Origin of the sequence: Microbacterium sp. 4R-513 (assembly GCF_011046485.1) — a bacterium.
Classification (GTDB): Bacteria; Actinomycetota; Actinomycetes; order Actinomycetales; family Microbacteriaceae; genus Microbacterium.
In genome coordinates, this window is record NZ_CP049256.1 from 547,327 (window position 1) to 572,351 (window position 25,025).

At 70.5% G+C, this 25,025-nt stretch carries 22 protein-coding genes and 1 tRNA gene; 10 read left to right on the forward strand and 13 right to left on the reverse strand.

Going from position 1 to position 25,025, the window contains the following annotated elements; all coding sequences use genetic code 11:
• Positions 1-45 precede the first annotated feature (45 nt).
• The 5 genes from G5T42_RS02365 (at position 46) to G5T42_RS02385 (ending at position 6,390) form a co-directional block, all read left to right on the forward strand.
• On the forward strand, positions 46-360 hold the full coding sequence (locus G5T42_RS02365; RefSeq protein WP_165124934.1) for a metalloregulator ArsR/SmtB family transcription factor: 315 nt from the start codon (positions 46-48) through the stop codon (positions 358-360).
• Complete coding sequence (locus tag G5T42_RS02370) at positions 357-1,682, forward strand: alpha/beta fold hydrolase (RefSeq protein WP_165124937.1); 1,326 nt, start codon at positions 357-359, stop codon at positions 1,680-1,682. Before G5T42_RS02365 ends, G5T42_RS02370 begins: the two co-directional genes overlap by 4 nt.
• 111 nt (positions 1,683-1,793) lie before the next feature.
• The gene (locus G5T42_RS02375; RefSeq protein WP_165124940.1) at positions 1,794-3,026 is read left to right on the forward strand and encodes an acyl-CoA dehydrogenase family protein; all 1,233 of its coding nucleotides are present in this window, start codon (positions 1,794-1,796) and stop codon (positions 3,024-3,026) included.
• Between the two features lie 138 nt (positions 3,027-3,164).
• Positions 3,165-3,353 carry a hypothetical protein gene (locus tag G5T42_RS02380; RefSeq protein WP_165124943.1) on the forward strand — a complete coding sequence of 63 codons (189 nt, stop codon included), beginning with the start codon at positions 3,165-3,167 and terminating at the stop codon, positions 3,351-3,353.
• Between the two features lie 106 nt (positions 3,354-3,459).
• Positions 3,460-6,390: an AAA family ATPase gene (locus tag G5T42_RS02385; RefSeq protein ID WP_165124945.1), complete on the forward strand. Its 2,931-nt coding sequence runs from the start codon at positions 3,460-3,462 to the stop codon at positions 6,388-6,390.
• A 138-nt stretch (positions 6,391-6,528) separates the two neighbouring features.
• Here G5T42_RS02385 and G5T42_RS02390 read toward each other — a convergent pair whose 3' ends face one another.
• Both G5T42_RS02390 and G5T42_RS02395 read right to left on the reverse strand, forming a co-directional pair.
• A complete protein-coding gene (locus G5T42_RS02390; protein WP_165124947.1) occupies positions 6,529-6,690 on the reverse strand; it encodes a hypothetical protein in 162 nt (53 codons plus the stop codon).
• A 2-nt stretch (positions 6,691-6,692) separates the two neighbouring features.
• A complete protein-coding gene (locus G5T42_RS02395; protein ID WP_241245927.1) occupies positions 6,693-7,193 on the reverse strand; it encodes a DUF6325 family protein in 501 nt (166 codons plus the stop codon).
• Positions 7,194-7,352: 159 nt separating this feature from the next.
• On the opposite strand from G5T42_RS02395, the gene G5T42_RS02400 reads away from it, so the two are divergent.
• Both G5T42_RS02400 and G5T42_RS02405 read left to right on the forward strand, forming a co-directional pair.
• Entirely contained in the window at positions 7,353-8,507 is a 1,155-nt protein-coding gene (locus G5T42_RS02400; RefSeq protein ID WP_165124949.1) for an AI-2E family transporter, read from the forward strand.
• A 171-nt stretch (positions 8,508-8,678) separates the two neighbouring features.
• A complete protein-coding gene (locus G5T42_RS02405; protein ID WP_165124951.1) occupies positions 8,679-9,725 on the forward strand; it encodes an ATP-dependent DNA ligase in 1,047 nt (348 codons plus the stop codon).
• Between the two features lie 63 nt (positions 9,726-9,788).
• Here the strand turns inward: G5T42_RS02405 and ligD are convergent, their stop codons facing one another.
• The 11 genes from ligD to G5T42_RS02460 all read right to left on the reverse strand — a co-directional run bounded on the left by ligD (position 9,789) and on the right by G5T42_RS02460 (position 23,174).
• A complete protein-coding gene (gene ligD, locus G5T42_RS02410; protein ID WP_165124953.1) occupies positions 9,789-10,835 on the reverse strand; it encodes a non-homologous end-joining DNA ligase in 1,047 nt (348 codons plus the stop codon).
• Positions 10,836-10,929: 94 nt separating this feature from the next.
• Positions 10,930-11,526 (reverse strand): dihydrofolate reductase family protein, encoded by a 597-nt coding sequence (locus G5T42_RS02415; protein ID WP_165124955.1) that lies wholly within the window; start codon positions 11,524-11,526, stop codon positions 10,930-10,932.
• A 1-nt stretch (position 11,527) separates the two neighbouring features.
• A complete protein-coding gene (locus G5T42_RS02420) occupies positions 11,528-12,004 on the reverse strand; it encodes an SRPBCC family protein (RefSeq protein ID WP_165124957.1) in 477 nt (158 codons plus the stop codon).
• Positions 12,001-12,447, reverse strand: coding sequence for a metalloregulator ArsR/SmtB family transcription factor (locus tag G5T42_RS02425; protein WP_165124959.1), 447 nt, complete (start codon positions 12,445-12,447; stop codon positions 12,001-12,003). The genes G5T42_RS02420 and G5T42_RS02425 overlap by 4 nt, the downstream gene beginning before the upstream one ends.
• 80 nt (positions 12,448-12,527) lie before the next feature.
• Entirely contained in the window at positions 12,528-13,634 is a 1,107-nt protein-coding gene (locus G5T42_RS02430; protein WP_165124961.1) for an SseB family protein, read from the reverse strand.
• A gap of 64 nt (positions 13,635-13,698) precedes the next feature.
• Entirely contained in the window at positions 13,699-16,146 is a 2,448-nt protein-coding gene (locus G5T42_RS02435; RefSeq protein WP_165124963.1) for a UvrD-helicase domain-containing protein, read from the reverse strand.
• A gap of 50 nt (positions 16,147-16,196) precedes the next feature.
• Positions 16,197-17,078, reverse strand: coding sequence for a CHAD domain-containing protein (locus G5T42_RS02440; RefSeq protein ID WP_165124966.1), 882 nt, complete (start codon positions 17,076-17,078; stop codon positions 16,197-16,199).
• A 117-nt stretch (positions 17,079-17,195) separates the two neighbouring features.
• Positions 17,196-17,996, reverse strand: coding sequence for a polyphosphate kinase 2 (gene ppk2, locus G5T42_RS02445; RefSeq protein WP_165124969.1), 801 nt, complete (start codon positions 17,994-17,996; stop codon positions 17,196-17,198).
• A gap of 47 nt (positions 17,997-18,043) precedes the next feature.
• A complete protein-coding gene (locus G5T42_RS02450) occupies positions 18,044-21,097 on the reverse strand; it encodes a hypothetical protein (protein WP_165124972.1) in 3,054 nt (1,017 codons plus the stop codon).
• Between the two features lie 239 nt (positions 21,098-21,336).
• Positions 21,337-22,125 carry an ABC transporter permease gene (locus G5T42_RS02455; RefSeq protein ID WP_165124975.1) on the reverse strand — a complete coding sequence of 263 codons (789 nt, stop codon included), beginning with the start codon at positions 22,123-22,125 and terminating at the stop codon, positions 21,337-21,339.
• On the reverse strand, positions 22,122-23,174 hold the full coding sequence (locus G5T42_RS02460) for an ATP-binding cassette domain-containing protein (protein ID WP_165124978.1): 1,053 nt from the start codon (positions 23,172-23,174) through the stop codon (positions 22,122-22,124). Before G5T42_RS02460 ends, G5T42_RS02455 begins: the two co-directional genes overlap by 4 nt.
• Before the next feature lie 62 nt (positions 23,175-23,236).
• Here G5T42_RS02460 and G5T42_RS02465 point away from each other — a divergent pair, with 62 nt between their 5' ends.
• The 3 genes from G5T42_RS02465 (at position 23,237) to G5T42_RS02475 (ending at position 24,976) form a co-directional block, all read left to right on the forward strand.
• Complete coding sequence (locus tag G5T42_RS02465; RefSeq protein ID WP_165124981.1) at positions 23,237-24,304, forward strand: YafY family protein; 1,068 nt, start codon at positions 23,237-23,239, stop codon at positions 24,302-24,304.
• Between the two features lie 10 nt (positions 24,305-24,314).
• Positions 24,315-24,803, forward strand: a complete 489-nt coding sequence (locus G5T42_RS02470; RefSeq protein ID WP_165124984.1) for a heme-degrading domain-containing protein — start codon at positions 24,315-24,317, stop codon at positions 24,801-24,803.
• Between the two features lie 100 nt (positions 24,804-24,903).
• Positions 24,904-24,976: transfer RNA gene (locus G5T42_RS02475), tRNA-Met, on the forward strand.
• Positions 24,977-25,025: the final 49 nt, after the last annotated feature.

The window sequence follows — 25,025 nt, forward strand, 5'->3', positions numbered from 1 at the left end:
TTCACATCACTTGACATTCATATAACTTGTGAGTACTTTGAAGCCATGATCGGAACGCTGACCGCCCTCGCCGAGCCGAATCGGCTCGCCATCGTCGAGCTGCTCAAGCGCGGGCCCCTCCCCGTCGGCGCGATCGTGGACGACCTCGGGCTGAGCCAGCCGCTCGTGTCGAAGCACCTCAAGGTGCTCAGCGACGCCGCGATCGTCGACCGGCGCGTCGACGGCAAGCGCCGCATCTACGCGCTCGAGAAGGGTGCCTTCGACGAGCTCGAGCGCTGGCTCGACTCCTTCGCGTCCGTGTGGGACGAGCGCTTCGATCGTCTGCAGGCCCACCTGGATCGCACGGAGCACGGATCATGACCGGCCTTCTCGTGGCGAAGAACCTGGACCGGCTAGAGATCGTGCTCGAGCGCGAGCTGCGCGGCGGTGTCGAAGCCGTATGGCGCAGCTGGACCACCGCCGACGAGCTCGAGGCGTGGTGGGGACCGGAGGGCTGGCAGACGACGGTCCGCGCACTCGACGTGCGACCCGGCGGACTCTGGCACTTCGGGATGGGGCCGGTGGGCTCGGCACCGGAGGTCTGGCTTCGCGCGATCTACACGGAGGTCATCCAGGGGTCCCTGCTCTCCTACGTGGAGGGCTTCTCGGACGAGACGGGTGCCGACCTCGATCCCGCCTCGCAGCGCGTGACCGTCGAGTTCATCGGGCTCGACGAGGGCCGGACGCGCCTCGTGCACCGCACCCGTTTCCCCTCCGCCGCCCGTCTCGAAGAGATCGCCGCCCTCGGCATGGTCGGGGGGCTGGGCAAGCGGATTCGACCGTCTCGAGCACTTCCTGAGGAGCGCGCCATGACACTCACCGCCTCTCCCACCGAGGTCCGCTCAGCGGACGGCACCCGGATCGCCGTGTACCGGCAGGGGGCCGGACCCGCGATCATCCTGATCGATCCCGCCCTCGGTGCGCACAAGAGCTCGGCCAGGCTGTCCCGCGTCCTCGCGCCGAGCTTCGATGTCCTGAGCTACGACCGGCGCGGCCGAGGCGGGAGCGGAGACGCGCACCCCGACACGGCCGAGCCCGCTCACGAGGTGGAAGACATCGATGCGCTCATCGACCTCGCGGGCGGCTCGGCCATCCTCTTCGGCACGTCGTCGGGCGCAGCCCTCGCACTCGAGGCGGCCGCCCGGCTCGGGAACCGCGTGACCGGCGTGGTGGCATACGAGGCGCCCTTCATCTGCGACGACTCTCGGCCGCCCGTGGCCGCCGACCTGCCAGCCCGGATCGCGGCGTCCGTCGCCGCCGGCGATCGATCCGCGGCCGCGCGGGCGTTCTTCGTCGAGGCGGTCGGCGTGCCGCGATTCGGGGTCGCCGTCATGCGCGTCCTTCCGTTCTGGCGGGACGCCAAGGCGCTCACCCGCACGCTCCGCTACGACTTCGCGCTCCTCGACGGACTGCAGTCCGGGCAGCCGCTGCCCGCAGAGCGATGGTCCGGACTCACGGCCCCCACGGTTGCGATGGCCGGAAGCAAGAGCCCCGCGTTCTTCCACGACACCGCGAAGGCCCTGGCCGCGATTCTGCCGACGGTCGAGTACGAAGCCCTCGAGGGCGGCCATCACGGCACGCCCGAGATGTCGCCGGACGCGCTCGCGCGGCGCATCCTCGAGCGCTTCGGCGCCAGGGCCTGAGTCGGAAGAACACGGCCGCGAGCCAGGGCCACTGACACTGAGTCCGATGTAAGTTGGCACTGAGTGCCACTAGAATCGAGGCATCCATCCCCCAGAGTCTGGAGCCCGATCGTGACCGACTTCCGCGCCCGCCCCGGCCAGAGCGTCGAGGGCTACGACGTCACCGGCCGTCTCGGCACCGACTACTACGCGGTGTTCGCCGACATCCCCGCGGAGGATCGCGCGGTCTGGGAGCGAGCACAGGGGTTCATCGACGAGGTCGGCGACCGCATGCTCGACGCGTGGGATCGCGCCGAGTATCCGCTCGACATCGCACGGCGCCTCGGCGAGCTCGACCTGCTCAACGACGGGATCGAGCATCCCGGTCTCACCCGCTTCTCGCCCCTCGCCGCAGGCCTGGTGAACATGGAGATCTCGCGCGGCGACGGCTCGCTGGGCACCGTCGTCGCCGTGCAGGGCGGTCTGGCCCTGCGTACGCTCGCGCTCTTCGGCAGTGCCGCGCAGCAAGAGGCCTGGCTGGGCCCGATCGCGCGCTCCGAAGTGCCCGCGGCCTTCGCCCTCACCGAGCCGGATCACGGGTCGGACTCCGTCTCGCTCGAGACCGTCGCCCGCCGCGACGGAGACGAGTGGGTGCTCGACGGAGCCAAGAAGTGGATCGGCAACGGCGCCTCCGGCGGCGTGACCTTCGTGTGGGCGCGGATCGACGACGAGGGCGCGGCGGAGCACGGCGCGGTCCGGTGCTTCCTCGTCGAGCAGAGCACCCCGGGCTACACGGGCACCGTGATCGAGGGCAAAGCGTCGCTGCGAGCGATCCACCAGGCGCACATCGTGCTCGACGCCGTGCGGGTTCCGCTCGAGGCCGTGCTTCCCGGGGCGAAGAGCTTCAAGGATGCCTCGACCGTCCTCTACTCGACGCGATCCGGTGTCGCCTGGTCGGCGCTCGGGCACGCGACGGCCTGCTACGAGGCGGCACTGAGCTACTCGCAGCAGCGCACCCAGTTCGGCAAGCCCCTCGCGAAGTTCCAGATGGTGCAGGAGCGCCTCGCCCAGATGCTCGAGGAGCTCACGGCGATGCAGCTGTACTGCCGCCACCTCGCGGACCTCGAGCTGTCGGGCGGCCTCCGGCCCACCCAGGCGTCGCTCGCCAAGTACCACAACACCCGCGCCGCGCGCCGGATCGCGGCATCCGCTCGAGACCTCCTCGGCGGCAACGGCATCCTGCTCGAGAACGGCGTCATGCAGCACATGGCCGACATCGAGGCGATCCACACGTACGAGGGCACCGAATCGATCCAGGCCCTCCTCATCGGACGCGACATCACGGGCATGAGCGCCTTCGCCTGAGATGACGTCTGAGTCGCCCGCCTCCGCCTAAGCAGCGCCGTACGGCGAAGATAGGGCATCCTCCCGATGGGGAGGCCCCTCCTTAGCGAGAAGAGTCGTACCTGTCAGAAGCCGCAGAGGCGAGAACAGGAGAGCGACATGGATGCCATGACCTTCGCAGCGAGCCGACTCGGCGCCTATCGCGACGCGGAGCTGCAGCGCGAGATCGCGCTGCGCGCCGCCCACGCCCGGCGCGCCGAGGCTCGCGCCACCACGACCCCGGACGGCGGCCCCGCGGCCTCCGTCTGCGTGCAGGGGGACCTCGCACTGGCCGGGCCGAGCTCTTGAGGCTCGCCCGGCCGGTGCGGCTCGTCCGGCGCCGGCCCCCTCGCTCAAGGGCTGCGCGAACCGCGCGGCCCTTCGGCTTGTCCGAGGCGGGTGCGACCATATGACCATGCCCGCACTCGCGTCGAGCCCGCGTATGGTGGGCCGCCGCGCCGAGCTCGAGAGCCTCCTCGAGGCGTTCGACGAGGGTCGCGACGGTGTCCCGCGCACCGTGGTCGTGCGCGGCGAGGCGGGCATCGGCAAGACGCGGCTCGTGCAGGAGTTCCTGACCGCCGCAGCGGGGCGGCAGGGCGGGGAGCGGCCGACCATCGTCGCGACGGGCCAGTGCGTCGACCTCGGCCCCATCGGCGCGCCGTTCGGCCCGATCCGGCGCGTCCTGCGCGACCTCCACGCGGCGGTGGGGACCGAGACGCTGCGCGCGGCCGCCGGGTCGCCCGCGGTGATCGCGACGCTCGCCGCCTTCGTTCCCGGCATCGCGGACGAGGGCGCGGCCGCCGACGAGCACACCGGCGAGTTCGCCGAGGCTATCGAGGTCGTGCTCGAATCGCTGTCCGCCGAGCGGCATCTCGTCATCGTCATCGAAGACCTCCAGTGGGCGGATGCCGCGACCCTCGCGCTCCTCCGCACGCTCGCCAGCACGCTGCGCGGCCGGCACCTGACCGTCGTCGCCACCTACCGCTCCGACGACATCGACCGCTTCCATCCGCTGCGACCCGTGCTCGCCGAGCTCGACCGCACGCGTGCCGTCGTGCGCGTCGAGATCGCGCCGCTCAGCGCCGACGAGGTCGCTGAGCAGGTCGCACTCCTCTCGGCCAGGGACTTCCCCGACGACGACGTGCGCGCCCTCAGCGACCGCAGCGGCGGCATCCCGTTCCTCGTCGAAGAGCTCGTCGATCTGGGCGAGGCACAGCTGCCCGAGACGCTGCGCGACCTCGTGCTCGCTCGCTACGCCCGGCTCAGCGTCCTCTCGCAGGAAGTCGTCCGCGCGATGGCTGCGGGCGGGGTGCGCATCGATCACGACGTGCTCCGTGCTGTGTCCGGTCGCGACGATGACGAACTCGACGCCGCGCTCCGCGAGGCGATCGACGCGCGCGTCATCGTGGCCGACGGCGCCGGCTATGCGTTCCGCCATGCCCTCACCCAGGAGGCCGTCTCCGGCGAGATGCTGCCGAGCGAACGGGTGCGGGTCCACCGCCGCTACGCCGAGCACCTCGCCGCCCACCGCACCATCTCCCCCGACGCCGTGTCCGCCGAGGCCGAGCACTGGCTGGTCGCGCGCGAGATCACCCCGGCGTTCGACGCCACGGTCGTGGCGCTGCGGCGATCACGGGCGACATTCGCCCCCGCGACCTCCGTCAAGCTCGCCGAGCGGCTGACCGAGCTGTGGCCTCAGGTTCCGGATGCCGCGGCCCGATCGGGCACGACACTCGCCCAACTCCATCTCGGCGCCGCGCAGGCGTGGCACGAGCTGGGCGACGGCGAGCGCGCCCTGCGCGCCGCGAACGAGGGCCTTTCCGTCGCGGGCGACGAGCCGCTCGTGCGCGCGGCGCTCCTCCGCCAGCGTTTCGTGCACGAGTTCAACACCGACAAGCACCCCGACCGGTCCGACCTGCATGAGGCGATCTCACTGCTCGAAGGGCTCCCGGGCGAGGAGGCCCGCGTGCTCCTCTCCCGGACCCTCACCAACCTCGTCATCGAAGACAGCGGTCCGCAATCGCCGGGCAACCTCGAGCGGGCGATCGCGATCGCCGAAGAGCTCGGCGATGACACGGCGCTGGCCATCGCGCTCACCAACAAGTCGTGGCGCATCTCGGACCAGGAGCGGGACGAGCCTCGGGCGGTCGAGCCGCTCGAGCGAGCGCTCGCCCTCAAGGTCGATCCTGCCACGCGCGCCTACGCGGGCGAGGCGTACGTCAGCCTCCTCTCGCGTCTCGGGCGCTTCAGCGAGGCTGCGGCGCTGGGAAAGCAGCTCCATGCCGATGCATCCCGGGCGGGCATCGAGCGCGGGACGGCTGCCGGCATCGCCGTGGGCGTCGCGCACGCCCTGTTCGCGGTCGGCGATCCCGACGGCGCGCTGCGGTACGCGCAGCGGGCACGGCGGCTGCTGGACCGGCCATCGCGCCGTGCCGTCGTCCGGCTCCTCGCGACCCACTACGCATGGAACGACCAGCCCGAGGAGCGACGCGCGCTTCTCGAGGGGGAGCGTGCGACCCTCGAAGAGAGCGCGCGTCGACACCCCGAGCGGCGTGACTGGTGGGTCCCCGAGACCGTCGATGCCGCGCTGGCGGCGGCCGCGGGTCTGCCCCCGACGACGGATGCCTCGGACTGGCCCGGCCGCATCGCCTCGATCGCCGCAGTGGTTCAGGGCAAGGGGTCGCCGCCTGCTCAGCGCTACGCGGCGGCAGCGGGCGCCCTCGTCATCCGGGCGCTCGGAGCCGGCAGCTCCGTCGACGGGGTTCCCGAGCTGCGCCAGCTCGTCGCGACGGCGATCGACGACTGGCCCGCCGTCGGCGCGTCTCCCGTCATCGCGCGCTTCATCAGGGCGACCCTCGCCGACGCGGACGGCGGCGACCCGGTGGCAAGCGTCGAGCAGTGGCGCGAGGTGGTCGCGCAGACGACCGTCGGCATCATGCCGCTGCGTCACCGGCAGATTGCTCGACTGAGCCTTGCGCGGGCACTGATCGCATCAGGCGGTCGGGACGAGGCTGCCGAGGTGCTCCACGCGATCACGACGGATGCCCCGGCCGGCGGCATCGCGAGCGTCGGCCGGTGGGCGGCTGAACTCGCCCGTCGCGCGGGTGTCGCGGCATCCACTCACCCCGCGAGCGGCGTCACGGGGATCGATGCGCTCACGGCACGCGAGCGCCAAGTGCTCGCTCTCGTGGCCGAGGGTCTCACCAACTCGCAGATCGGCGAGCGCCTCTTCATCAGCCCGAAGACGGCGTCGGTGCACGTCTCGGCGATCCTTGCGAAGGTGGGCGCGGCGAACCGCGCCGAGGCGGCGGCGCTCTTCACCGCGGCTGCGGCCGAGGCATCCTGAACCGCACCGTCCACCGCATGCGCCGACACCGTCCGGCGACCGAGGCAGCGACGACTGCTCGGGGTCACGTCCCGTAACGCCGGACGCCGCCGGCTCACGTGTGCGAACCGGCGGCATCCGATGGGTGGGATCCGAATGTCAGAAGCGATCCCGGCGATCTTCGCGCCGATCGAATCGGCGGTCTTGACGGCGCTCCACGCCGTGCGACACGACGGCGGCGGTGCCGACGACGGCTGCCGTGCGGGCGACCGGGCGGCCGATGACTCCGACGCGTCCTACGCGTCCGACTCCGATGGGCATGGTCATTCTCCTTCGTTCTGCATCGCGGCGATGAGCGCCTGGGTGGGGATGCGGTCAGCGGCGACGAGCTGCGCGCCGGTCTTGCGCAGTGCGACAGCAAACGGCGCGGCCCAGGTGTTCTCCCACACGAGCACTGCGGCGCGGCTGCCCGGCGACAGCGCGTCGGCGAGTTGAAGGAGGTCGGACTCGGCCAGCACCTCGGCGAGTGAGCTCACGATGCCGCCGAGGGGGCCCAGGTCGTCGACGTCTTCGAGCTCGTCGATGTCGATGGATCCGTCCTCGTTCTTGTAGACGAAGATGAGGTCGAGCACCCGGATGGTATTCGACTGCACGAGCGAGACGAGCTCGGCTGCCGCGGCTCCGGTGAAGTTGGTCTCTCCGGCGGGGAACTCGACGACGATGTAGTCGATCGGGCCCAGTTCCTCGTCCAGGAGTTCACCCGTAAGGGTGTCGGTGGGTTCGAGCGTCTGCTCGTCCGTCGCGACGGCTTCTGATTCGGACATGCTTCCTCCTTCGCGGTGGGGTCTGATCCGCACGTCCAGTGTTGAGGTTGCGTCAGGGCCGTGGCCGGACGCTCCTCCCCCGAGGGTGAGGGCCTAGGGGGTGCACCGCGCCGGCGCAAGCCCCCCTGACGCCGGTCGACAGCACCTTACGGTCGAGCCATGGGTATGTTCCGACCCCGCGGGCCGCAGTACGTCGAACTCGAGACCTCCGAGGTAGGTCTGCGCGCCTCGCAGCCGCCGTGGAGTCTCTGGGCGGACAGCTTCGGCCGCCTCGCGACCCGGGCCCTGCAGATCCTCCTCGTCGTCGCCATCACCGTCGGCGCGGTGTGGGTGCTGCAGCAGGTGACGCTCGTGACGATCCCTCTCATGCTCGCGCTCATCTTCGGGTCGGCGTTCGCTCCGGTCATGGCGTGGATGCACCGGCGCGGCGTCCCGTCGGTGCTCGCGACCGTGATCACACTCCTGACGATCCTGGTGATCCTCGGTGCGGTCGGATGGCTCATCGTGTGGGCCGTCAGCGGGCAGTGGGAGGACCTCGCCGTCCAGGCGCAGGAAGGCTTCCAGAGCGTCATCGCCTGGATCAACACGCTGCCGTTCGCGCCGTCCGACAACCAGTTGCACGAGTGGGGCGCGCAGGCCACCGAGTTCCTGACGAGCGCCCAGTTCGGCTCGGGCGCGCTCGCCGGCGTGAACGCCATCGCGAACTTCCTCACGGGGCTCGTCCTCATGGTCACGATCCTGTTCTTCTTCCTCAAGGACGGGCCGCAGATGTGGGAGTTCGTCCTTCGGCCGTTCCGCGGCGAGAAGTACCTCCGGGCCCGCCGGATCGGGTCGAAGACCGTCGGCATCCTCGGCTCGTACGTGCGCGGAACCGCGTTCGTCGCGCTCGTGGACTCGATCGGCATCCTCATCGGGCTCCTGATCCTTCAAGTGCCCCTCGCGATCCCGCTCGCCGCGCTCGTGTTCCTGCTGGCGTTCATCCCGATCGTGGGCGCCGTGCTCGCCGGCATCGTCGCGGCGCTCGTCGCCCTGGTCGCGAACGGCTGGGTCAACGCCCTGTTCGTGGTCGGCGTCGTCGTGCTCGTCAATCAGCTCGAGGGCAACTTCCTCCAGCCCGTGCTGATGGGCCGGTCGATGCGGCTGCACTCCTTCGTCGTGCTGATCGCCCTCGCCGTCGGCACCGCCGTCAACGGCATCCTCGGCGCCGTCCTCGCCGTGCCGATCGCGGCCGTCGTGTGGGGCGTCATCCAGGTCTGGGACGGGCCCGACCGCCCCGCCCGCTGGGCACGCCCGAAGCGCGCGCTCGAGTCGTAGCCGCGCTCGATCGCCACTGCAGCGCGCGTCGAGATCGCAGGAATCACGCTCGGGATGCCGCGGCATCGGTGATTCGTGCGCTCTCGGCAGCATTCGGCAGACCCGACCGCGCGGCGAGGCTGAAGATGCATAGCCCTCGCCGGTGTCGGAGCGGCACGGCAGGATGGACCCATGCCGCACGACATCCCCGCGCCGATGCTCGCGAAGTCCGTCCCCGATGTGCCCGGCCAGGACGCCGTGGCCGGCGGGCTGAGCTATGAGCCGAAGTGGGACGGGTTCCGTGCCCTCATCTCGTGGGACGGCGAGTCGGTCGAGATCGGCTCTCGAGGGGCCAAGCCCCTCACTCGCTACTTCCCCGAGCTCGTCGAGGCGTTGGCGCGGATCCTTCCCGAGCCCTGTCTGATCGACGGCGAGGTCGTCGTGCCGAAGGACGTCGACGGCAAGCAGCGGCTCGACTGGGACTCGCTGACGCAGCGCATTCACCCCGCGGCATCCCGGGTCAACATGCTCGCGGAGCAGACGCCGGCGATGTTGATCGCCTTCGATCTGCTGGCGCGCGGCGACCGAGACCTGCTCGACGAGCCCTTCTCGGTGCGGCGGGCAGAACTCGTCGACCTGCTCGGCGACGTGCCGCACCCGGTGCACGTGACGCGCACCACGGACGATCCCGATCTGGCCCGCCGTTGGCTCGCCGAATTCGAGGGCGCCGGCCTCGACGGGGTCGTCGCCAAGCCCCTGGCCCAGCCGTATGCGCCGAACAAGCGCACGATGTTCAAGATCAAGCACGCCCGCACGGCAGACGTCGTGGCGTGGGCCTATCGCGTGCACAAGTCGGGTCAGGGCGTGGGTTCGCTCCTGGTCGGCCTCTACGGAGAGGACGGCACGTTGCTTCCCGTGGGCGCCGTCTCCGCGTGGAGCAATGCGCGGCGCCTCGAACTCGTCGACGAGCTCGCGTCCCTCGTCGAGCGTGATGAGTCCGGGGAGGCCGTCACCGGCGCGGGCGAGAAGTCACGGTTCACCGGCGCGGACAAGGACATGTCGTTCGTCAAGCTGCGCCCTGAGCGCGTGCTCGAGGTGCGCTACGACCAGCTCGAGAGCTGGCGCTTCCGCCACACCGTGCAGTTCGAGCGCTGGCGCCCCGACCGCGACCCTCGCTCCTGCACCTACGAGCAGCTCGAGACCGTCTCGGCCTACGACTTGGGCGACGTCCTGGACTGATCGCGGCGATGGATGCCCCGGCCCGCGCGCATGCGGTGGGGCCCATCGGCACCGGCGAGAGCCTCAGGCCTCGCCGTCCTTGGGCCAGTTCGCCTCATTCTTGCGGCTGGGCTGCACGCGGGGCGGCTCGCCCGGCATCTTGGGGAAGTCGGGCGGGAAGGGCAGTTCGCCGAGGCCGTTGTCGAGGTCGCGCTGCCACCACTCGAGGAGCGTGTCGATGCGGCCAGGCTTGTCGAGCAGCGTCGCCCACGGGTCGCCCTGAGCGGCGAGCCGCTCGGGGACTGAGCGCACCGTGAAGGCGGCGGGGTCGACGCCCGCGTCGAGCTCCTCCCACGTGAGTGGCGTCGAGACCGTCGCGCCCGGCAGGGCGCGCGGGCTGTACGCGCCGGCCATCGTGCGGTCGCGGTTGGCCTGGTTGAAGTCGATGAAGATGCGCTCGCCGCGCTCCTCCTTCCACCAGTTCATCGTGACCTTCTCGGGCAGGCGCCGCTCGAGCTCACGCCCCGCGGCGATCACCGCATGCCGCACTTCGAGGAACTCCCACTCCGGCTCGATGGGGCAGAAGACGTGGATGCCGCGATTGCCGCTCGTCTTGAGGAACGCGGTCAGCCCCGCCTCCGACAGCACCTCGCGGAGCGCGGGGGCGACAGCCGCGGCATCCTGGAAATCCGTTCCGGGCTGGGGGTCGAGGTCGATGCGCAGCTCGACGGGGTTGTCGGTGTTCGACGCGAGCGAGGCCCACGGGTGGAAGACGACGGTGTTCATCTGGGCCGCCCACACCGCCGACGCGATCTCGGTGAGGATGATCTGCGGATGCCGGCGGCCGCTGTTGTACGTGACCGTCTGCGCTTCGACGAACGACGGAGCCCCCTTGGGCGGGTTCTTCGAGTAGAAGCGCTCGCCGTCGACGCCGTCGGGGAAGCGCTCGAGCGACACCGGGCGGTCGCCATTGGCCGCGAGGAACGGCTCCGCGACCGTCACGAGGTACTCGGCGAGCTCCCGCTTGGTGATGCCGGCCTCGGGCCAGAGCACACGGTCGGGGTTGGAGATGCCGACTTCGCGGTCGCCGTCCGGTCCGGGGACGGTCAGGGTGATGCGCGGGGAGGCCATGACACCGACCCTAGGGGCAGACCCCGACGCCCGTCATGGGCTTGCCGCCCACGCGGGGATCGGCATCCTCCCCGCCCCGGGCGGGCAGACGACTTCAGCGGAGCACGGGGAACTTCAGGTGGGTGGCGCGGCGCCCCTGCACGACGACGGTCGGGTCGCCGAGCATGACCGTCTCGGGCGGAAGGTCGACGAAGTACGGCACACCCCGGCCGAGGATGACCGGCACGAGGTCCATCGCGACCTCGTCGAGCAGGCCCGCCGCGAGCGCCTGGCTCGCGATCGTGCCGGCCGCGACCGCCACGACCCGGTCGCCCGCGATCTGCTGCGCGCGGGCGATCGCGTCGGCGATCCCGGTGGTGACGAAGTCGAAGTTCTCGGAGCCGGGGTAGGACCAGTCGGTGGGCGGCTCGTGCGTGACGACCACGACCGGGACGTCGAGCGGATGCCGCCCCTTCCAGCCGTCGGTGATGTCGAACAGCGTCCGGCCGACGACGAGGACGCCCACCGATTCCGTGAACTCGCGCCAGTACGCCTCGCTCTCCGGCGTGAAGCGGAAGTTCGGGAAGTCACCGGCGTGCGGGACCTCGACGTCGCCGCTCTCGTACCAGTCGAAGAGCTCACCCGGCAGGTTGTCGGGGTAGGCGATGAACCCGTCGAGCGAGACGGTGGCCGAAGCGATGACAGCGCCCACGTCACTCACCCGCCAGGAGGTCGTCGAGCTTCTCGTAGCCCTCGCGCATGCCGTACTCCATGCCCTCCGAGATCATGCTCTCGAGCGCTTCGACCGACGGGAAGACGCTGTGGTCCGCCAGCCGGGAGCGTCCGCCGCCCAGGTCTTCGAAGCGGAGGGCGTCGATGCTCACCTGGTCGGGTGCTCCCAGGAACTCGAACGTCTGGATGATGAGCTCGTTCTCGCGCACCGTGTGGAAGACGCCGCGGAACTCGTAGTCGTTGCCCTCGGCATCCGTCTGCACGAATGCGTAGCCGCCTCCGCTGCGGAAGTCCCAGTGCCTGATCTTCGTCTGGAGCGAGCGCGGGCCGATCCACCTCGCGAAGAGGTCCGGGTCGGCGTGCGCGCGGAAGACCGCGTCGGCCGATGCCTCGAACTCGCGTGTGATGTCGGCGTACGACTGGCCGGGTGCGGCGTCGATGACGACGGGGTTGCTCATGATTCCTTCTCCTTCTGTGGGGTGGCGACGGCCTGACCGCCGCCCGATGACGTGGGAGGGGCGCTTCGCGAGGTCGCGAGAACCCCGTCGAGCGCTCGGTACCGCGCCTCGGCGACGAGCCGGTACCGGTCGATCCAGGCCGTGAGCCGCTCGAGGGCAGCGGCATCCAGATGCACCGGCCGGCGCTGCGCGTCGCGGCTCCGTGTGACGAGTCCCGCCTGCTCGAGCACGTGGATGTGCCTGGAGACGGCTTGCTTCGTGATGGCGAAGGGCTCCGCGAGGTCGTTCACGGTCGCAGAGCCGCGGCTCAGCCGGGCGACGATGGCGCGCCGCACGGGATCCGCGAGGGCGAGGAAGGCCTTGTCCAGCAGCTCGTCGGCGGTGACGGATGCCTCGTCCCTCCCGTCATCGGACGGGCCGAGAATGGCGGCTGCCGAGCGCATCATCAACTCATCTCTTTATCAACCGATGTGTTGATAAAGACGATACGCCGCTCCTCTTCCGTGTCAACCCCAAAGGGAGCTCAGGCGTCGATGAGGCCCGCGAGGTCCTCGCGGGTCAGCCGGATCCATGGCCCGGCCGGGTCGACGATGACGCCCGTGATCCCGGGATCAGCGCGCAGCGCCTTTCCGAGCTGCTCACCGGTCATAGGGGCCGGCTGATCGCCTCGGCCGAGCACCACGACCTCGAGGGGGTGCGAGAAGATCTCGATGAAGCGCTGACCGTCTGCGGTGCGAGCCTCGGCGACCCCGAACTTCCCGCTGTCGCCGGCGCGGCTGACGCCCACCCAGAACGGAGCGCGGCCGAGCGCCGCCCCGACCGAAGGGGCCGTCGCGGGCGTGCGTTCCGACGCGAGCAGCGCCTTGATCTCGAGGTCGGGGTCGATGCCCTCGACCATCCGCTCGAGCATGTCGCGGCGCAGGACGATACGCGCCGGCGCCGAGGCCGGGTCGAGCACGAGGCCCGCGTACGATCCGCCGAGCACGTGACGGATGACCGTCAGGGCGGGCTGTCCCATCGCCGACGTGTCGTTCGCACCGTCGCTGCGCAGGCTCGCGCTCAGCGCGAAGCCGCCGCTGTAGGCGACGACGAAGTTCTCGTCGCCGAGCGTGACGATCGCGAGCGGCAGCCCCTTGCCCTCCGCGAGCAGTGTGCGAGCGTCACCCTTCACCCGCAGGTACAGGTGGCCCTGCATGAGCTGACGCGCCACGTCGAGGATCTGCTGCGGCGACGGATCTGCGGGAAGGGCGCCGAGCGCCTCGGCGAGGAGAACATTGTCGCGAAGACCCGGGACGCTCTCGCGCGGTGGCGGCGCGACTTCGCGCCCCAGCCGCAGCTCTCCCAGTGGGGCGTTCGGCGGCGCCGCGGCTCGCACAGGCGCCGGGGCCTCCTCGACCGGGGCGGCTCCCACTCCGCGGAACGACGAGACCGAGATGCCGACGGATGCCTCGGCCGCGGCATCCGTCCCCTCCGCTGCGCCGGAGGGCAGCGATGCCTCCGGAGTCTGCGCCGTCCCGGACTCCGCCTGTCCCGCAGCCGGCGACTCTGCCGGCGCCGGCTCGGCGGGCCGCTCGGCATCGGTGTCGGCGGACTGGTCGCGGTTGCGCTTTCCGCGCGAGAAGAGAGCCATCGATCGAGCCTAACCCGCGCTCATCCGCGCCCGCAGGAACCAGCGGAGCACGGGCCGCGCGCGGCTAGAGCTTCTCGATCGGGGCGATCTTGATGAGGAGCTTCTTCGGGCCGGCCTTGTCGAAGCGCACGTGGGCGACGCGCTTCGCGCCCTCGCCGGTCACGGCATCCACTCGTCCCTCACCGAAGTCTTCGTGGCGGATACGGTCGCCAGGCCCGAGCACCATGTCGCCGTTGTCGCGCACCTTCGCAGGGATCTTGTTCGCGAACCGCTCGATCGACGTGGACTTCGGCACGAGGTCTTCGCCGTAGCGACGCCCTGTGCCGGACGAGCCGCCCCAGCCGCCGCCAGGACGACGGGCGTTGAGCGCTCGCGACTGCGTGCCACCCCGGGAGTTGACGTCGCCCGGCGACTGCCGCCAGTCGATCAGCTCGGCGGGGATCTCCTGCAGGAACCGGCTGGGCATCGCGACGGTGACCTCGCCGAACTGGGCGCGTGTCATCGCGAGCGTGAAGAAGAGGCGCTTGCGCGCACGCGTCACGCCGACGTAGAAGAGCCGGCGCTCCTCCTGGGGGCCGCCCGGCTCCCCCGCCGAGATGCGGTGCGGGATGAGATCCTCCTCGACGCCGGTGACGAACACGGCGTCGTACTCGAGGCCCTTCGCCGTGTGCAGCGTCATGAGCGAGACCGAGCCCGAGGCGTCGTCGAGGTCGTCGGCGTCCGAGACGAGGGCCACCTCGGCGAGGAAGTCGATGACCGTCCCCTCAGGGTTGTTGCGCGCGAACTCGCGGGCGACCGCGACCATCTCATCGAGGTTCTCGACGCGCGCCTCGTCCTGAGGGTCTTTGCTCGCACGCAGCGCGTCGAGATACCCGCTCTTCTGCAGGAGGATCTGGAGGCCCTCGGCCACGGCGGTGGGCGGCGCGAGCTCACCGGTCGCGGGGAGCATGTGATCGGTCGCCTCGGCCAGCACCGCGTCGAGCTGCGCGATCGCCGCCTGGGTCTTCGGGCCGACGCCGAGCGCCGACGCATTCGCGAGGGCATCGCGGAAGGTGATGCCCTCGTCGGCGGCGTAGCGGGCGATGGCCGTCTCGGTCACATCCCCGATGCCGCGGCGGGGCTTGTTGAGGATGCGTCGCACGGCCATCTCGTCGGCCGGGTTCGCCACGGCGACGAGGTAGGCCAGGGCGTCCTTGATCTCGGCGCGCTCGTAGAACTTCGTGCCGCCCATGATCTTGTAGGGCACGGCCGAGCGGATGAAGATCTCCTCCAGCGCACGGGACTGCGAGTTCGTCCGGTAGAACACCGCCATCCGCGAATACGGGACGTCCTTGCGGTGGAGCGCCTCGATCTCGTCTGCGACGAACTGCGCCTCATCGTGCTGCGAGTAGCCGGTGAAGCCGACGATCTTCTCGCCCGCGCCGACGTCGGTCCAGAGCTTCTTGTCCTTGCGGTCGAAATTGTTGCTGATGACGGCGTTCGCGGCGCTGAGGATGTTCTGCGTCGAGCGGTAGTTCTGCTCGAGCAGCACGACCTTGGCGCCCGGGTAGTCCCGCTCGAACTCGGTGATGTTGCGGATGTCGGCGCCGCGGAAGGCGTAGATCGACTGATCGGAGTCGCCGACCACAGTGAGCGAGGCCGCCGGAAGCGCATCGGTCGCCGGCGCGTCGAAGATCATCATTCCGCTGTCGCCGTAGGACTCGCCCTCGGGCTCGGACAGGGGCTGGGTCAGCTCATTGATGAGCGCGTACTGCGCGTGGTTCGTGTCCTGGTACTCGTCGACGAGGATGTGCCGGAACCGCCGGCGGTACACGTCGGCGACGTGCGGGAACGCGCGGAAGAGGTACACCGTCTGGGCGATGAGGTCGTCGAAGTCGAAGGCGTTCGCCCGCTGCAGGGCGCGCTGGTAGTCCGCGAACAGGTCGACGAAGATCCGCTCGGCGGGATCGTTCATGTTCGCCTGGCGGGCATAGGACTCGGCATCCGCGAGCTCGTTCTTGAGCTTGGAGATCTTGCTCTGCGTGGCCGCCGGCGTCAGGCCGTAGGCATCGGCCTCATGCTCCTTGACGAGCCGCTTGATGAGCGCGCGCGAGTCGCCCGAGTCGTAGATCGTGAAGGCCTTCGTGAAGCCGAACTGCTGGGCCTCGCGGCGGAGGATGCGCACGCACGCGGAGTGGAACGTCGAGATCCACATGCCCTGCGCCGCCTGCTCGCCGACGAGGTGCTGCACCCGCTCGCGCATCTCCCCCGCGGCCTTGTTGGTGAAGGTGATGGCGAGGATCTGACTGGGCCACGCCTCGCGGTTGCGCAGAAGCGACGCGATGCGCCGGGTCAGGACGCTCGTCTTGCCCGAGCCCGCACCCGCGACGATGAGCAGCGCGGGGCCGCGATAGGTCACGGCTTCGCGCTGCGGCGGATTGAGTCCCGCGAGCAGATCTTCGTCGGCGCGCGATCCAGAGGACTGCGGCCCGATGTCGCTGCCGACGATGAGGGGCGTACTGGCGTCGGTCATGGCCCGACAAGTCTAGGCGCGGCGCCCGACACCGTGTCCGTGCAGCGGCTTCACCGCAGATCGGATGCCGCTGCCCGCAGCCGGTCCAGAGCCTCGGGCAGAGCGGTGAGATGCTCGGCGGCCGCCGCCCGCGCCGACGCCTCGATCGCGGGATACGCGGCGACGGACTCTCCCGCCCGCGCCGCGCGCACGGCCTCGCGCGCGACGTGGTCCGCGAACATCAGCGCATCCCGATGCCCGCCGAGGCTGTCGTGAAGCGCGTCGCCGACGACCGTGAGCTCGGCGACCTGCGACAGGTACAGGCCGGGCGCGGCGTGCGCGACGGCCTCCGAGACGTACCGCAGGCGGCGGGCGGCTTTGCGCACGGCGTGGTACGAGTCCTCGCTGCCGTCGATGCGGCGGACCGCCTTGCGCACCCGGCGGGCCTGCTTGGCGAGCACGGCGGCCACGAAGGGTGCGGCATCCGCGTCCGGATCGTGGACGACGGATGCCTCGACCAGCGCGTCGAGCAGCCGCCGGCGCTCCTCGGCGCGCGGGTTCGCGGCGATCTCGACGAGCCGCGCGTGCGCACGCACGTACGACTCGCGCTCGGACTCGACGAGCCGTCGACGCATGTGCGGATCGTCCACCCCGGCCGCCGCGAGCTCCTCCTCGGCGACGTCGGCTCGCACCTCGATATCGCGCACGACGCCGAGGTCGCGCCCCCACTCGCGGTAGCGGAGGCGCACGACCTTGGCGGCGGGGGCATCCAAGGCAACCCGGAAGCCGGCGAGCACGCTCCGCAGCCGCCGCACCTGGATGCGGTGCTGGTGCACGCCGTCGGGCTCGTCCTCGATTGCAGCCGGCGCCGTCTCGGCGACCGCCGTCGCAGCGCTGTTCAGCGCGACCACGACGACCTCACGCGTCGTGAACGACGTCGGCCCGTTCGACATCTCCCGAGCCTAACCACCCCTCACCGGGGCACGGCTGCTGGCAGCCGGGCGCCGCCGAGATGGCACGAATCTCCATCGGCGCGCGGCCCGAGCCGTCATCCGTGCGATCTCGACCGACTAAAAGGCGTCCGGCACGTAGCGGTACGGGTAGTCCGGCTCGACGTAGTCGCCCGGCTCCTGCCGCTCGGGCAGGACGGGCTCGTCGCCGGGCAGTTCGACGTAGGGGATCCTCGAGAGGAGGTGCGAGATGATGTTGAGCCGCGCCCGCTCCTTGTCGTCGGAGACGGCCACGTTCCACGGCGCGAAGTCGGTGTCGGTCGCGGCGAACATCTTGTCGCGGGCGCGGGAGTAGTCGTACCAGCGGTTGTACGACTTGAGGTCCATGGGCGAGAGCTTCCACGTCTTGCGGCCGTCGTGGATGCGGTCCTCGAGACGCCGCGTCTGCTCTTCGGGACTCACCTCGAGCCAGTATTTGAAGAGGATGATCCCCGAGTCGATCATCGCCTTCTCGACCAGCGGCACCTGCGCCAGGAACTTGTCGGCCGTCTCGTCGTCGGTGAAGCCCATGACCCGCTCGACGCCCGCGCGGTTGTACCAGGAGCGGTCGAAGATGACGACCTCCCCGGCCGCCGGGAAGTGCGAGATGTAGCGCTGGATGTACATCTGGCTCAGCTCGCGCTCGGTCGGCGCCGGGAGGGCGACGACCCGGAAGACACGCGGACTCACGCGCTCGGTGATCGCCTTGATCACGCCGCCCTTGCCGGCGCCGTCCCGGCCCTCGAACACGATGCACACCTTGACGCCCTCGTGCTTGACCCACTCCTGCAGCTTCACGAGTTCGACGTGGAGCTTCTTGAGCTCCTTCTCGTACCGCTTGCCGCTGAGGCCTCCGCCGCGCTTGTCGGACTTCTTCCCCATCCGCGCCTCCTGATGCCGAGCGCCGCTCGGACCCGCTCGGCGTCAGCCTAGCCCTGGAGGGGCTCGGGATGCCTCGTCCCCGCGGCACTCGCGGCCGCACTGCGCCGTCGGCCCCAGGGGACCGCGAGCAGCACGCCGACCACGAGCAGGACCGCGCCGAACGCCGCCGCCCACCACGCCGTGTCCGACGGGATCTCGAGGTACGTCGTGAGTCCGAGGATGCGTGCGAGCCCCCACGGGAGCAGCCCGAGCTGGTCGTTCCAGGTCGAGAGCGACGGCTCGAGTCCCAGGATCGCGACGACCGACGCCGGGACGGCGAGCGCGGCGCCGATCGCCGCGAGCACGGCTCCGGTCGCACGCCGGCGGCCGAGCTGCGTCGAGAGCGCCCAGCCCGCCGCGACGAAGACCCAGAGGAAGAGCGCGAAGGCGACGGAGATGTAGATCGTGCGCCGCACGGGGTCGGTCCAGAACGCGAACCAGTAGCCGCCGGGCCCTGTGAACGACAGCGCCGCGAGCGTGACAATGCAGCGGAAGACGATGACGCCTCCGACGGCCGCGATCACCGGCCACGGCGAGCGCTTGCGCATGAGCAGCAGATCGAGCACGAGCACGAAGATGAGCCACGCCACGAGGACGACGAGCAGATGCGTCCACGAGAGGAACGACGTCTGCACGGCGCGGGTTCCGACGAGGAGCGCCCCCGGCACGATCAGCAGCAGCCACCGGTCGAGCGGCAGGAGCCCGAGCGTCGACTCCTGCGCACGCCACGGCCGCGTCGCGGCGAGCCACGTCACGCGCGCCGCCGCGGCGCCGGGGCGCCGGACGAGCCGCGTGCGAGTCGCGATCATGCCGATCACGACCCACGCCAGTGCCAGTGCGAGGAGGACGCGGGCGATCCAGGCCATGGCCTCGTCGCGGTCGGCGCGCTGCACGGAGCCGAGCGCCGCATCGAGGTTCCACGCGGGGTGATCGATGTCGCCCGTGTACGTCTCGAGATGCTGATCGGCGAGCGCCACAAACTCATCGCGCGCCCGGGATGCCGCGGCCTTCGCCTCGGGCGACATCGTGTCGTGCCAGCGCATCTGCTCGAGGAACATCTCGCGATAGGCGCCGAGCATGCGCAGCACGTCGGCCTGGTAGTCCAGCGTGCCGATGAAGGCGTCGCGCAGCTCGGGGTCGCGCCAGGTCGAGGCATCCGTTCCCGCGACGAGGTCGCGCATCTGCTCGGCCTTCTCGACCGCTTCGTGCCCCGCGGCGATCGTCTCGTCGATGCGATCGTGCGAGATCTCGTAGATGACGCCGAGGCTCGCGGAGTCGCCCGTGAGGATGTCCCACTCGAAGATCCACATCTGCGGCGGTGGCTCGAGGCCGAGGGCGAACGTGCGCCGCTCGGCGAACGGCTGGATGTACAGGCCCTGCGTGATCGCGTCGCGCGAGAGCGCCATCGCGTCGGTGATGGCCCGGACGGTGGCGGGGTCCTCTGAGAACCACTCCTTCGCCCAGTCGACGGTCACCTGCCCGATGTCCGCTTCCGGGTCGCGCGCGAGGGCCGCGGCGGTCTGCGTGTTCAGCTCGTAGAGCTGCCAGAAGCCGCTCTTGAGGTACAGCGACATGGGTCCGGCGCGCCACGGACCGCCGTCCTGCGTCCACGTCCAGATGCCCTCGATGTTCGGGTTCGCCGCGAGGAGCGTCTGCAGCGCCCACTGATACTCGGGGCCGAGGTCGTTCGGGAACGAGCCGAAGGCCTCGAACTCGCGCCGGCTCTGGAACTCCACGATCCGGCGCTGGTCGCCGGTCTCGAGGGTGTCGTTGAGCGGGAGCCAGCTGTAGAAATCGCCGAGTGTGTACTTGGTCGACACGATGAGCGCGGGCGAGTCGATGCCGTCGAGGATCGCGTGATACGCCTCCTGGTCGGTGTGCATGTCTCCGACATCGCCGATGCCGACGCTCCACGTGCGGAAGATGACTTCACGGTCGGATGCCTCGGCCTGCTCCGAGTACGTCTCGAGCATCGTGCGAACGGCCTCGACCGAGCGGACGGCGATCTCTGAGTAGTAGTCCCAGCCCGGCTCCTGGTAGACGTTGCCGCCCTCGCCGATGCGGATGAGGATGCCGGACAACGCCGGTTCCGCCGCGTACAGCTCGTCCAGCGCCGCTGTGTAGATCCTCCAGAGCTCGGGATTCTCGGTGTCGAGTCCGCCGAACTGAGCGTCGAAGTAGTGGGCGAGCTCCGGCGTGAGCGTCGGCATGTCCGTGCGGAGGTAGATCTTGACGCCGAGCTCCGCCGCGCGATCCCAGAACGGCCCGAATGCCTGGCGGAGCGCGAGCGCCCGATCGACGTGCGGATCGCCCTCCGGGTAGACCGGTCCGCCCGGGACATCGGCGAACGTCGCGAACTCGATGAAGCCCGGCCACGAGACGGCGTTGTAGCCGTTCGCCACGGAGTGCCGCAGGAACTCCTCCCAGTCGTCGTACGCCGCGGCCAGGGCATCCTGATCGATGTACGGCGGATCGGAGAGGTAGACGTCCTCGAACGCCCGCGAGACGTGCGAGTAGTCGGTGCCCTCGACCCACTGCGAGGGGTCGGGATCGACGCCGACCGCTCCCAGGTCGACCATCCGCAGGGGCAGCTCCGACGCGGGGTGCTCGCCGATGAGCGCCTCGACGGGTGATCCGATGCGGACCGAGTCGGCGATGTCGTACACGCCGCGCGCGGCGCCCGCTTCGCTCGCGGCATCGATCCGAAGCGCTGTGGGATTGCCGCTCAGCGTGTAGGAGTCGTCGGGGGCGTCGCCTTCGCCGGCGACGACGGTGAGAGATGCCTCGCCCGAGGTGCCCGTCGCGGAGGCCGCGGCATCCGCCAGCTCATCGAGGGCCGCCGAGACGCGCGGCGTGTCGGGGGCGTCGATCGTCGTGAAGTCGGGAGGGAAGACGGGTCCGGAGATCTCCGGCACGACGGGGTCGGCCGGTGTCATCTGGGTCGAGGGTTCGGTGCGGATTCCGAGCGCATCACCGACTGCGACCCCCACTCCGAGGCCCAAGGCGAGGAGGACGATGGCGGTGACGGCTGCGAGGATTCCCCTTCGTCGCGCCGTTGGCATGCGGAGAAGCATAAGCGGGCGCGACCTGGGCATTCGCCCGGGTCCCCCGCTCCGGGCGGGCACCACAGGGAATCGTTATCGTCCCGTGCCCTTGCCCCGCCCGCCGAGCCTCGGTCGTTGAGCGAGCGAAGCGAGACAAAACGCGCCGTCGCGACGAGTGGCATCGGTCCCGCGCGTTTCGTCTCGGTCGCTCCGCTCCCTCGCTCAATGACCGAGGAGGGAGACGCTGGCGGCCCGGGTCAGTTCGACTTGTGGATGGCCCGCACGCCCGCCCACAGGCCGAGCGCCGCGAGGATCAGCGCCGCCAGCCAGCCCCACAGCACCGTGACGTCTCCGAGGTCGCCCGCGAAGAGGGCGCGCTCGGCCTGCACGACCCAGTTGACGGGGTTCACGGCCGACACGGCCTTCATCCACGCGGGACCATCGTCGAGCGGCAGCAGCATCCCCGAGAGGATCAGCAAGGGGAAGATGAGCGTCTGCTGCACGCCCCAGAACAGCCACTCGCGGTCCTTGGTCTTCAGGGCGAGGGTGTACGACAGCGACCCGAGCCCGACGCCGAACACGGCGAGCAGGGCGAGCCCGATGACGAGGCCGGCCGGGTTGATCGAGAAGCCGAACGGCCAGGCGATCAGCACGATGATGATCGCCTGCACGACGATCGGCGCGATCTCCTTGAGGGCGCGGCCGACGAGGAGGGACGACCGCGCCAGCGGTGCCACGAGGGTGCGCTCGTGCGAGCCGGTCATCATCTCGTACTGCAGGTTCGACCCGGTGGCTCCGGTGCCGAACAGCACGATCATCACGAGCACGCCCGGAACGAACCACTGCAGCGTCTCGGCCGGCGGCTGCCCCGACGATCCGATGAGCAGCGGTGCGAACAGACCTAGGAAGACCAGGGGCTGCACGAGGCTGAAGATCAGGGTGAACGGGTCGCGGACGACCGGCCGGAGCTCCCGCCGCAGGACGTTCCAGGTGTCGCGGGCGGGGTTCTGCCGCACGGCGGTGTCGGGCTTGGTCAGGGTGGTCATCGGTTCGCTCCTGCCTTCTCGTTCGCGGCGACGGGGGTCGCGGCATCCGTCGCCTCTTCGTTCTCTTCCGTCTCCTGGCCTTCGCCCGCCTCGCGCAGGGTGCGCCCGGTCAGCGCGAGGAACACGTCGTCGAGCGTCGGCGGCACGCCGGTCGCCGTCCGCACGCGGATCCCGGCAGCGTCGAGCTCCCGCACCGCGGTCGGCAGCAGCGCATCCCCCTCCGGGGCGGTGAGGGCGACGGATGCCTCGTCCTCCCGCCGCACGCCACGGTCGGTGAGTCGCTGCACGACCGCGAGCGCGCGGTCGGCCTCCCCGGCCGACGCGAAGCCGAACGTGAGCACGTCGCCCGCGAGGTTGGCCTTGAGCGCCGTCGCGGTGTCGTCGGCGATCACCCGGCCCTTGTCCATGACCATGACCCGCTCGGCGTAGCGGTCGGCCTCCTCGAGGTAGTGCGTGGTGAGGAAGACCGTCGTGCCGTGCTCGGCGCGCAGGTCCAGGATGTGCTGCCACAGATTCGCCCGGCTCTGCGGGTCGAGGCCGGTCGACGGCTCATCGAGGAAGAGCAGCGGCGGTGCGTGCATGAGCCCGAGCGCGATGTCGAGTCGCCGCTTCTGCCCGCCGCTCAGCTGCTGCACGGTGCGGGTCGCGAAGGACGCGAGGTCGAGGGACTCGATCAGCTCGTCGGCCCGCTTCGCGGCCGCAGTCTTGGAGATGCCGTAGAAGGCGCCCTGGCTGAGGAGCTCGTCCCGCACGCGCTGCGAGAAGCTGCCGCTCGTGAGCTGTCCGACGTACCCGATGCGCGCGCGCACCCCGGCAGACTGCGTGAGGATGTCGTGCCCGACCACGCGCGCCGACCCGGCCGTCGGCGGGATGAGGGTCGTGAGCATCCGCAGACTCGTCGACTTGCCGGCGCCGTTCGGCCCGAGGAACGCGACGAGCTCGCCCCGCTCGACCTCGAAGGTCAGATCGGTGACCGCGTCGACCGTCTTCTTCTTGACGGTGAATCTCTTGGTGAGGCCATGCGCCTCGATGATCGGTTCGTTCGCCATGACGTCACGGTAGAAGCCAATGCGGACAGATTCGGTCCGCAACGAGTGGCATTCTTGTGGACATGTCCGACACCACCACACGGGCCCTCTCGCTGCTCAACCTGCTGCAGACCCACCGCCACTGGCCCGGCTCGGAGCTGGCCGACCGGCTCGGGGTCACGGAGCGGACCGTCCGGCGCGATGTCGAGCGGCTGCGCGAGCTGGGCTACCGCATCGAATCGACGCCCGGCTCGGCCGGCGGCTATCGGCTCGAAGCCGGCAGCGCCGTGCCGCCCCTCCTCCTCACCGACGAAGAGGCCGTCGCGATGGCGATCGGACTGCGGGTCGCGGCATCCCAGCGCCTCATCGGCGGGCCCGAGACGACGCTCACCGCGCTCGCGAAGCTCGAGCAGGTGCTCCCCGCGCCCCTCCGCCGACGCGTCAACGCCCTGGCCGATGCGGTGCAGCCGGCGGGCATCCGCTCCGGCGCCGCCGTCTCGAGCGAGGTGCTCGGCGAGCTCGCCCTCGCCTGTCGCGATCACGAGCGCGTGCGCTTCAGCTACACGGCCGCATCGGGCGAGGTGACGCGGCGGCGCGTCGAGCCGCATGTGCTCGCACCCGCCGATCGGCACTGGTACCTGCTGTGCTGGGACCTCGAGAAGGAGGACTGGCGCACCTTCCGCGTCGACCGCCTCGCCGACGTCGAGCACACCCGCCTGCTCTTCGAGCCGCGGCCGCTCAGCCCCGAGCAGGTCGAGGAGTTCATCGTCGTCGCCCGCTCATGGGTCAGGCAGCCCGTCGAGACCGACGTCGTGATGGACCTTCCCTACGAGCAGATGCGCGAGTGGTTCGGCCAGTGGGGCCAGGGCGCCGAGCCCGAAGGCTCGGATCGCACGCGCTGGCCCGTCGGCGGCGCGGACTTCCGCGAGACGATGTACGGCCTGTCCTGGGTCCCGGCCGGGATCGAGTACACGACCGATCTCGCCGAGCCCGCCCGCGGCGAACTGCGCGAGACCCTCGCCCGCATGCTCCGGGCTCTCGACGCCGCTCCCCCGAGCCTCGGGCGACGGATGCCTCGTCCCGCACCCGCGTGCGGCGCTGAGGCCGTTCTCGCACCCCGCCGGCGAGGCATCCGTTCTCGCTGCCACTAACCTCGGCTCTGTGAGCGAACCGACCCCCGCCGAGATCCTGGCCCGCGTCGAGGCGGAGGAGCGCGAGATCGTCCTGCCCCGCTTCGACCTCGAAGACGCCTGGCGGCTGGGCTCGGCGATGCGCGCCGCGGCGCTCGAGCGCGGGCTGCCCATCGTCATCGGCATCTCGCTCGGCGAAGCCCGCGTGTTCCACACTGCTCTGCCCGGGTCCAGCGCCGACAACGACGGCTGGCTCGAGCGCAAGGCGCGCGTCGCCCGCCGCTACGGCCGATCGTCATACGGAGTCGGGCTCTCGTTCACCGCCGTCGGCAAGGCGTTCGACACGTCGGCGCGTCTGGACACGACGCTCTACGCCGCACACGGCGGCGTGTTCCCCATCACAATCGCGAGCGTTGGGGTCGTCGGAACGGTCGGTGTGTCGGGGCTGCCGCAGGCCGACGACCACGCGTTCGTCGTGGAGCACCTGCGAGCGCATCGCGATTCGCTGCCCGCCGCGTGACCGAGCCGCCGCTTTCGGTGGCGGTCACGCAAGGACTCACAGCGAAACCCCGGTTAACGCTGACTCACTGCAGGTCGCTCCGGCGCTAGCGTGGTCTCATCGCGGCGATCCGGGCGGTCCCGGGCACCGGCTCATACCCGGGAGCGTTGCGGGTTCGACTCCCGCCGTCGCGTCTACTTCGACGCTGTCGCGCTTCGCCCTTCGACGGCCTCGCGAATTACT

Bases quoted from the DNA above. Each gene is read 5' to 3' on its own strand.
- G5T42_RS02365 (WP_165124934.1), top strand. From the start codon at position 46: ATGATCGGAACGCTGACCGCCCTCGCCGAGCCGAATCGGCTCGCCATC.
- G5T42_RS02370 (WP_165124937.1), top strand. From the start codon at position 357: ATGACCGGCCTTCTCGTGGCGAAGAACCTGGACCGGCTAGAGATCGTG.
- G5T42_RS02380 (WP_165124943.1), top strand. From the start codon at position 3,165: ATGGATGCCATGACCTTCGCAGCGAGCCGACTCGGCGCCTATCGCGAC.
- G5T42_RS02385 (WP_165124945.1), top strand. From the start codon at position 3,460: ATGCCCGCACTCGCGTCGAGCCCGCGTATGGTGGGCCGCCGCGCCGAG.
- G5T42_RS02390 (WP_165124947.1), bottom strand. From the start codon at position 6,690: ATGCCCATCGGAGTCGGACGCGTAGGACGCGTCGGAGTCATCGGCCGC.
- G5T42_RS02395 (WP_241245927.1), bottom strand. From the start codon at position 7,193: ATGTCCGAATCAGAAGCCGTCGCGACGGACGAGCAGACGCTCGAACCC.
- G5T42_RS02400 (WP_165124949.1), top strand. From the start codon at position 7,353: ATGGGTATGTTCCGACCCCGCGGGCCGCAGTACGTCGAACTCGAGACC.
- G5T42_RS02405 (WP_165124951.1), top strand. From the start codon at position 8,679: ATGCCGCACGACATCCCCGCGCCGATGCTCGCGAAGTCCGTCCCCGAT.
- ligD (WP_165124953.1), bottom strand. From the start codon at position 10,835: ATGGCCTCCCCGCGCATCACCCTGACCGTCCCCGGACCGGACGGCGAC.
- G5T42_RS02420 (WP_165124957.1), bottom strand. From the start codon at position 12,004: ATGAGCAACCCCGTCGTCATCGACGCCGCACCCGGCCAGTCGTACGCC.
- G5T42_RS02425 (WP_165124959.1), bottom strand. From the start codon at position 12,447: ATGCGCTCGGCAGCCGCCATTCTCGGCCCGTCCGATGACGGGAGGGAC.
- G5T42_RS02430 (WP_165124961.1), bottom strand. From the start codon at position 13,634: ATGGCTCTCTTCTCGCGCGGAAAGCGCAACCGCGACCAGTCCGCCGAC.
- G5T42_RS02435 (WP_165124963.1), bottom strand. From the start codon at position 16,146: ATGACCGACGCCAGTACGCCCCTCATCGTCGGCAGCGACATCGGGCCG.
- G5T42_RS02440 (WP_165124966.1), bottom strand. From the start codon at position 17,078: ATGTCGAACGGGCCGACGTCGTTCACGACGCGTGAGGTCGTCGTGGTC.
- ppk2 (WP_165124969.1), bottom strand. From the start codon at position 17,996: ATGGGGAAGAAGTCCGACAAGCGCGGCGGAGGCCTCAGCGGCAAGCGG.
- G5T42_RS02450 (WP_165124972.1), bottom strand. From the start codon at position 21,097: ATGCCAACGGCGCGACGAAGGGGAATCCTCGCAGCCGTCACCGCCATC.
- G5T42_RS02455 (WP_165124975.1), bottom strand. From the start codon at position 22,125: ATGACCACCCTGACCAAGCCCGACACCGCCGTGCGGCAGAACCCCGCC.
- G5T42_RS02460 (WP_165124978.1), bottom strand. From the start codon at position 23,174: ATGGCGAACGAACCGATCATCGAGGCGCATGGCCTCACCAAGAGATTC.
- G5T42_RS02465 (WP_165124981.1), top strand. From the start codon at position 23,237: ATGTCCGACACCACCACACGGGCCCTCTCGCTGCTCAACCTGCTGCAG.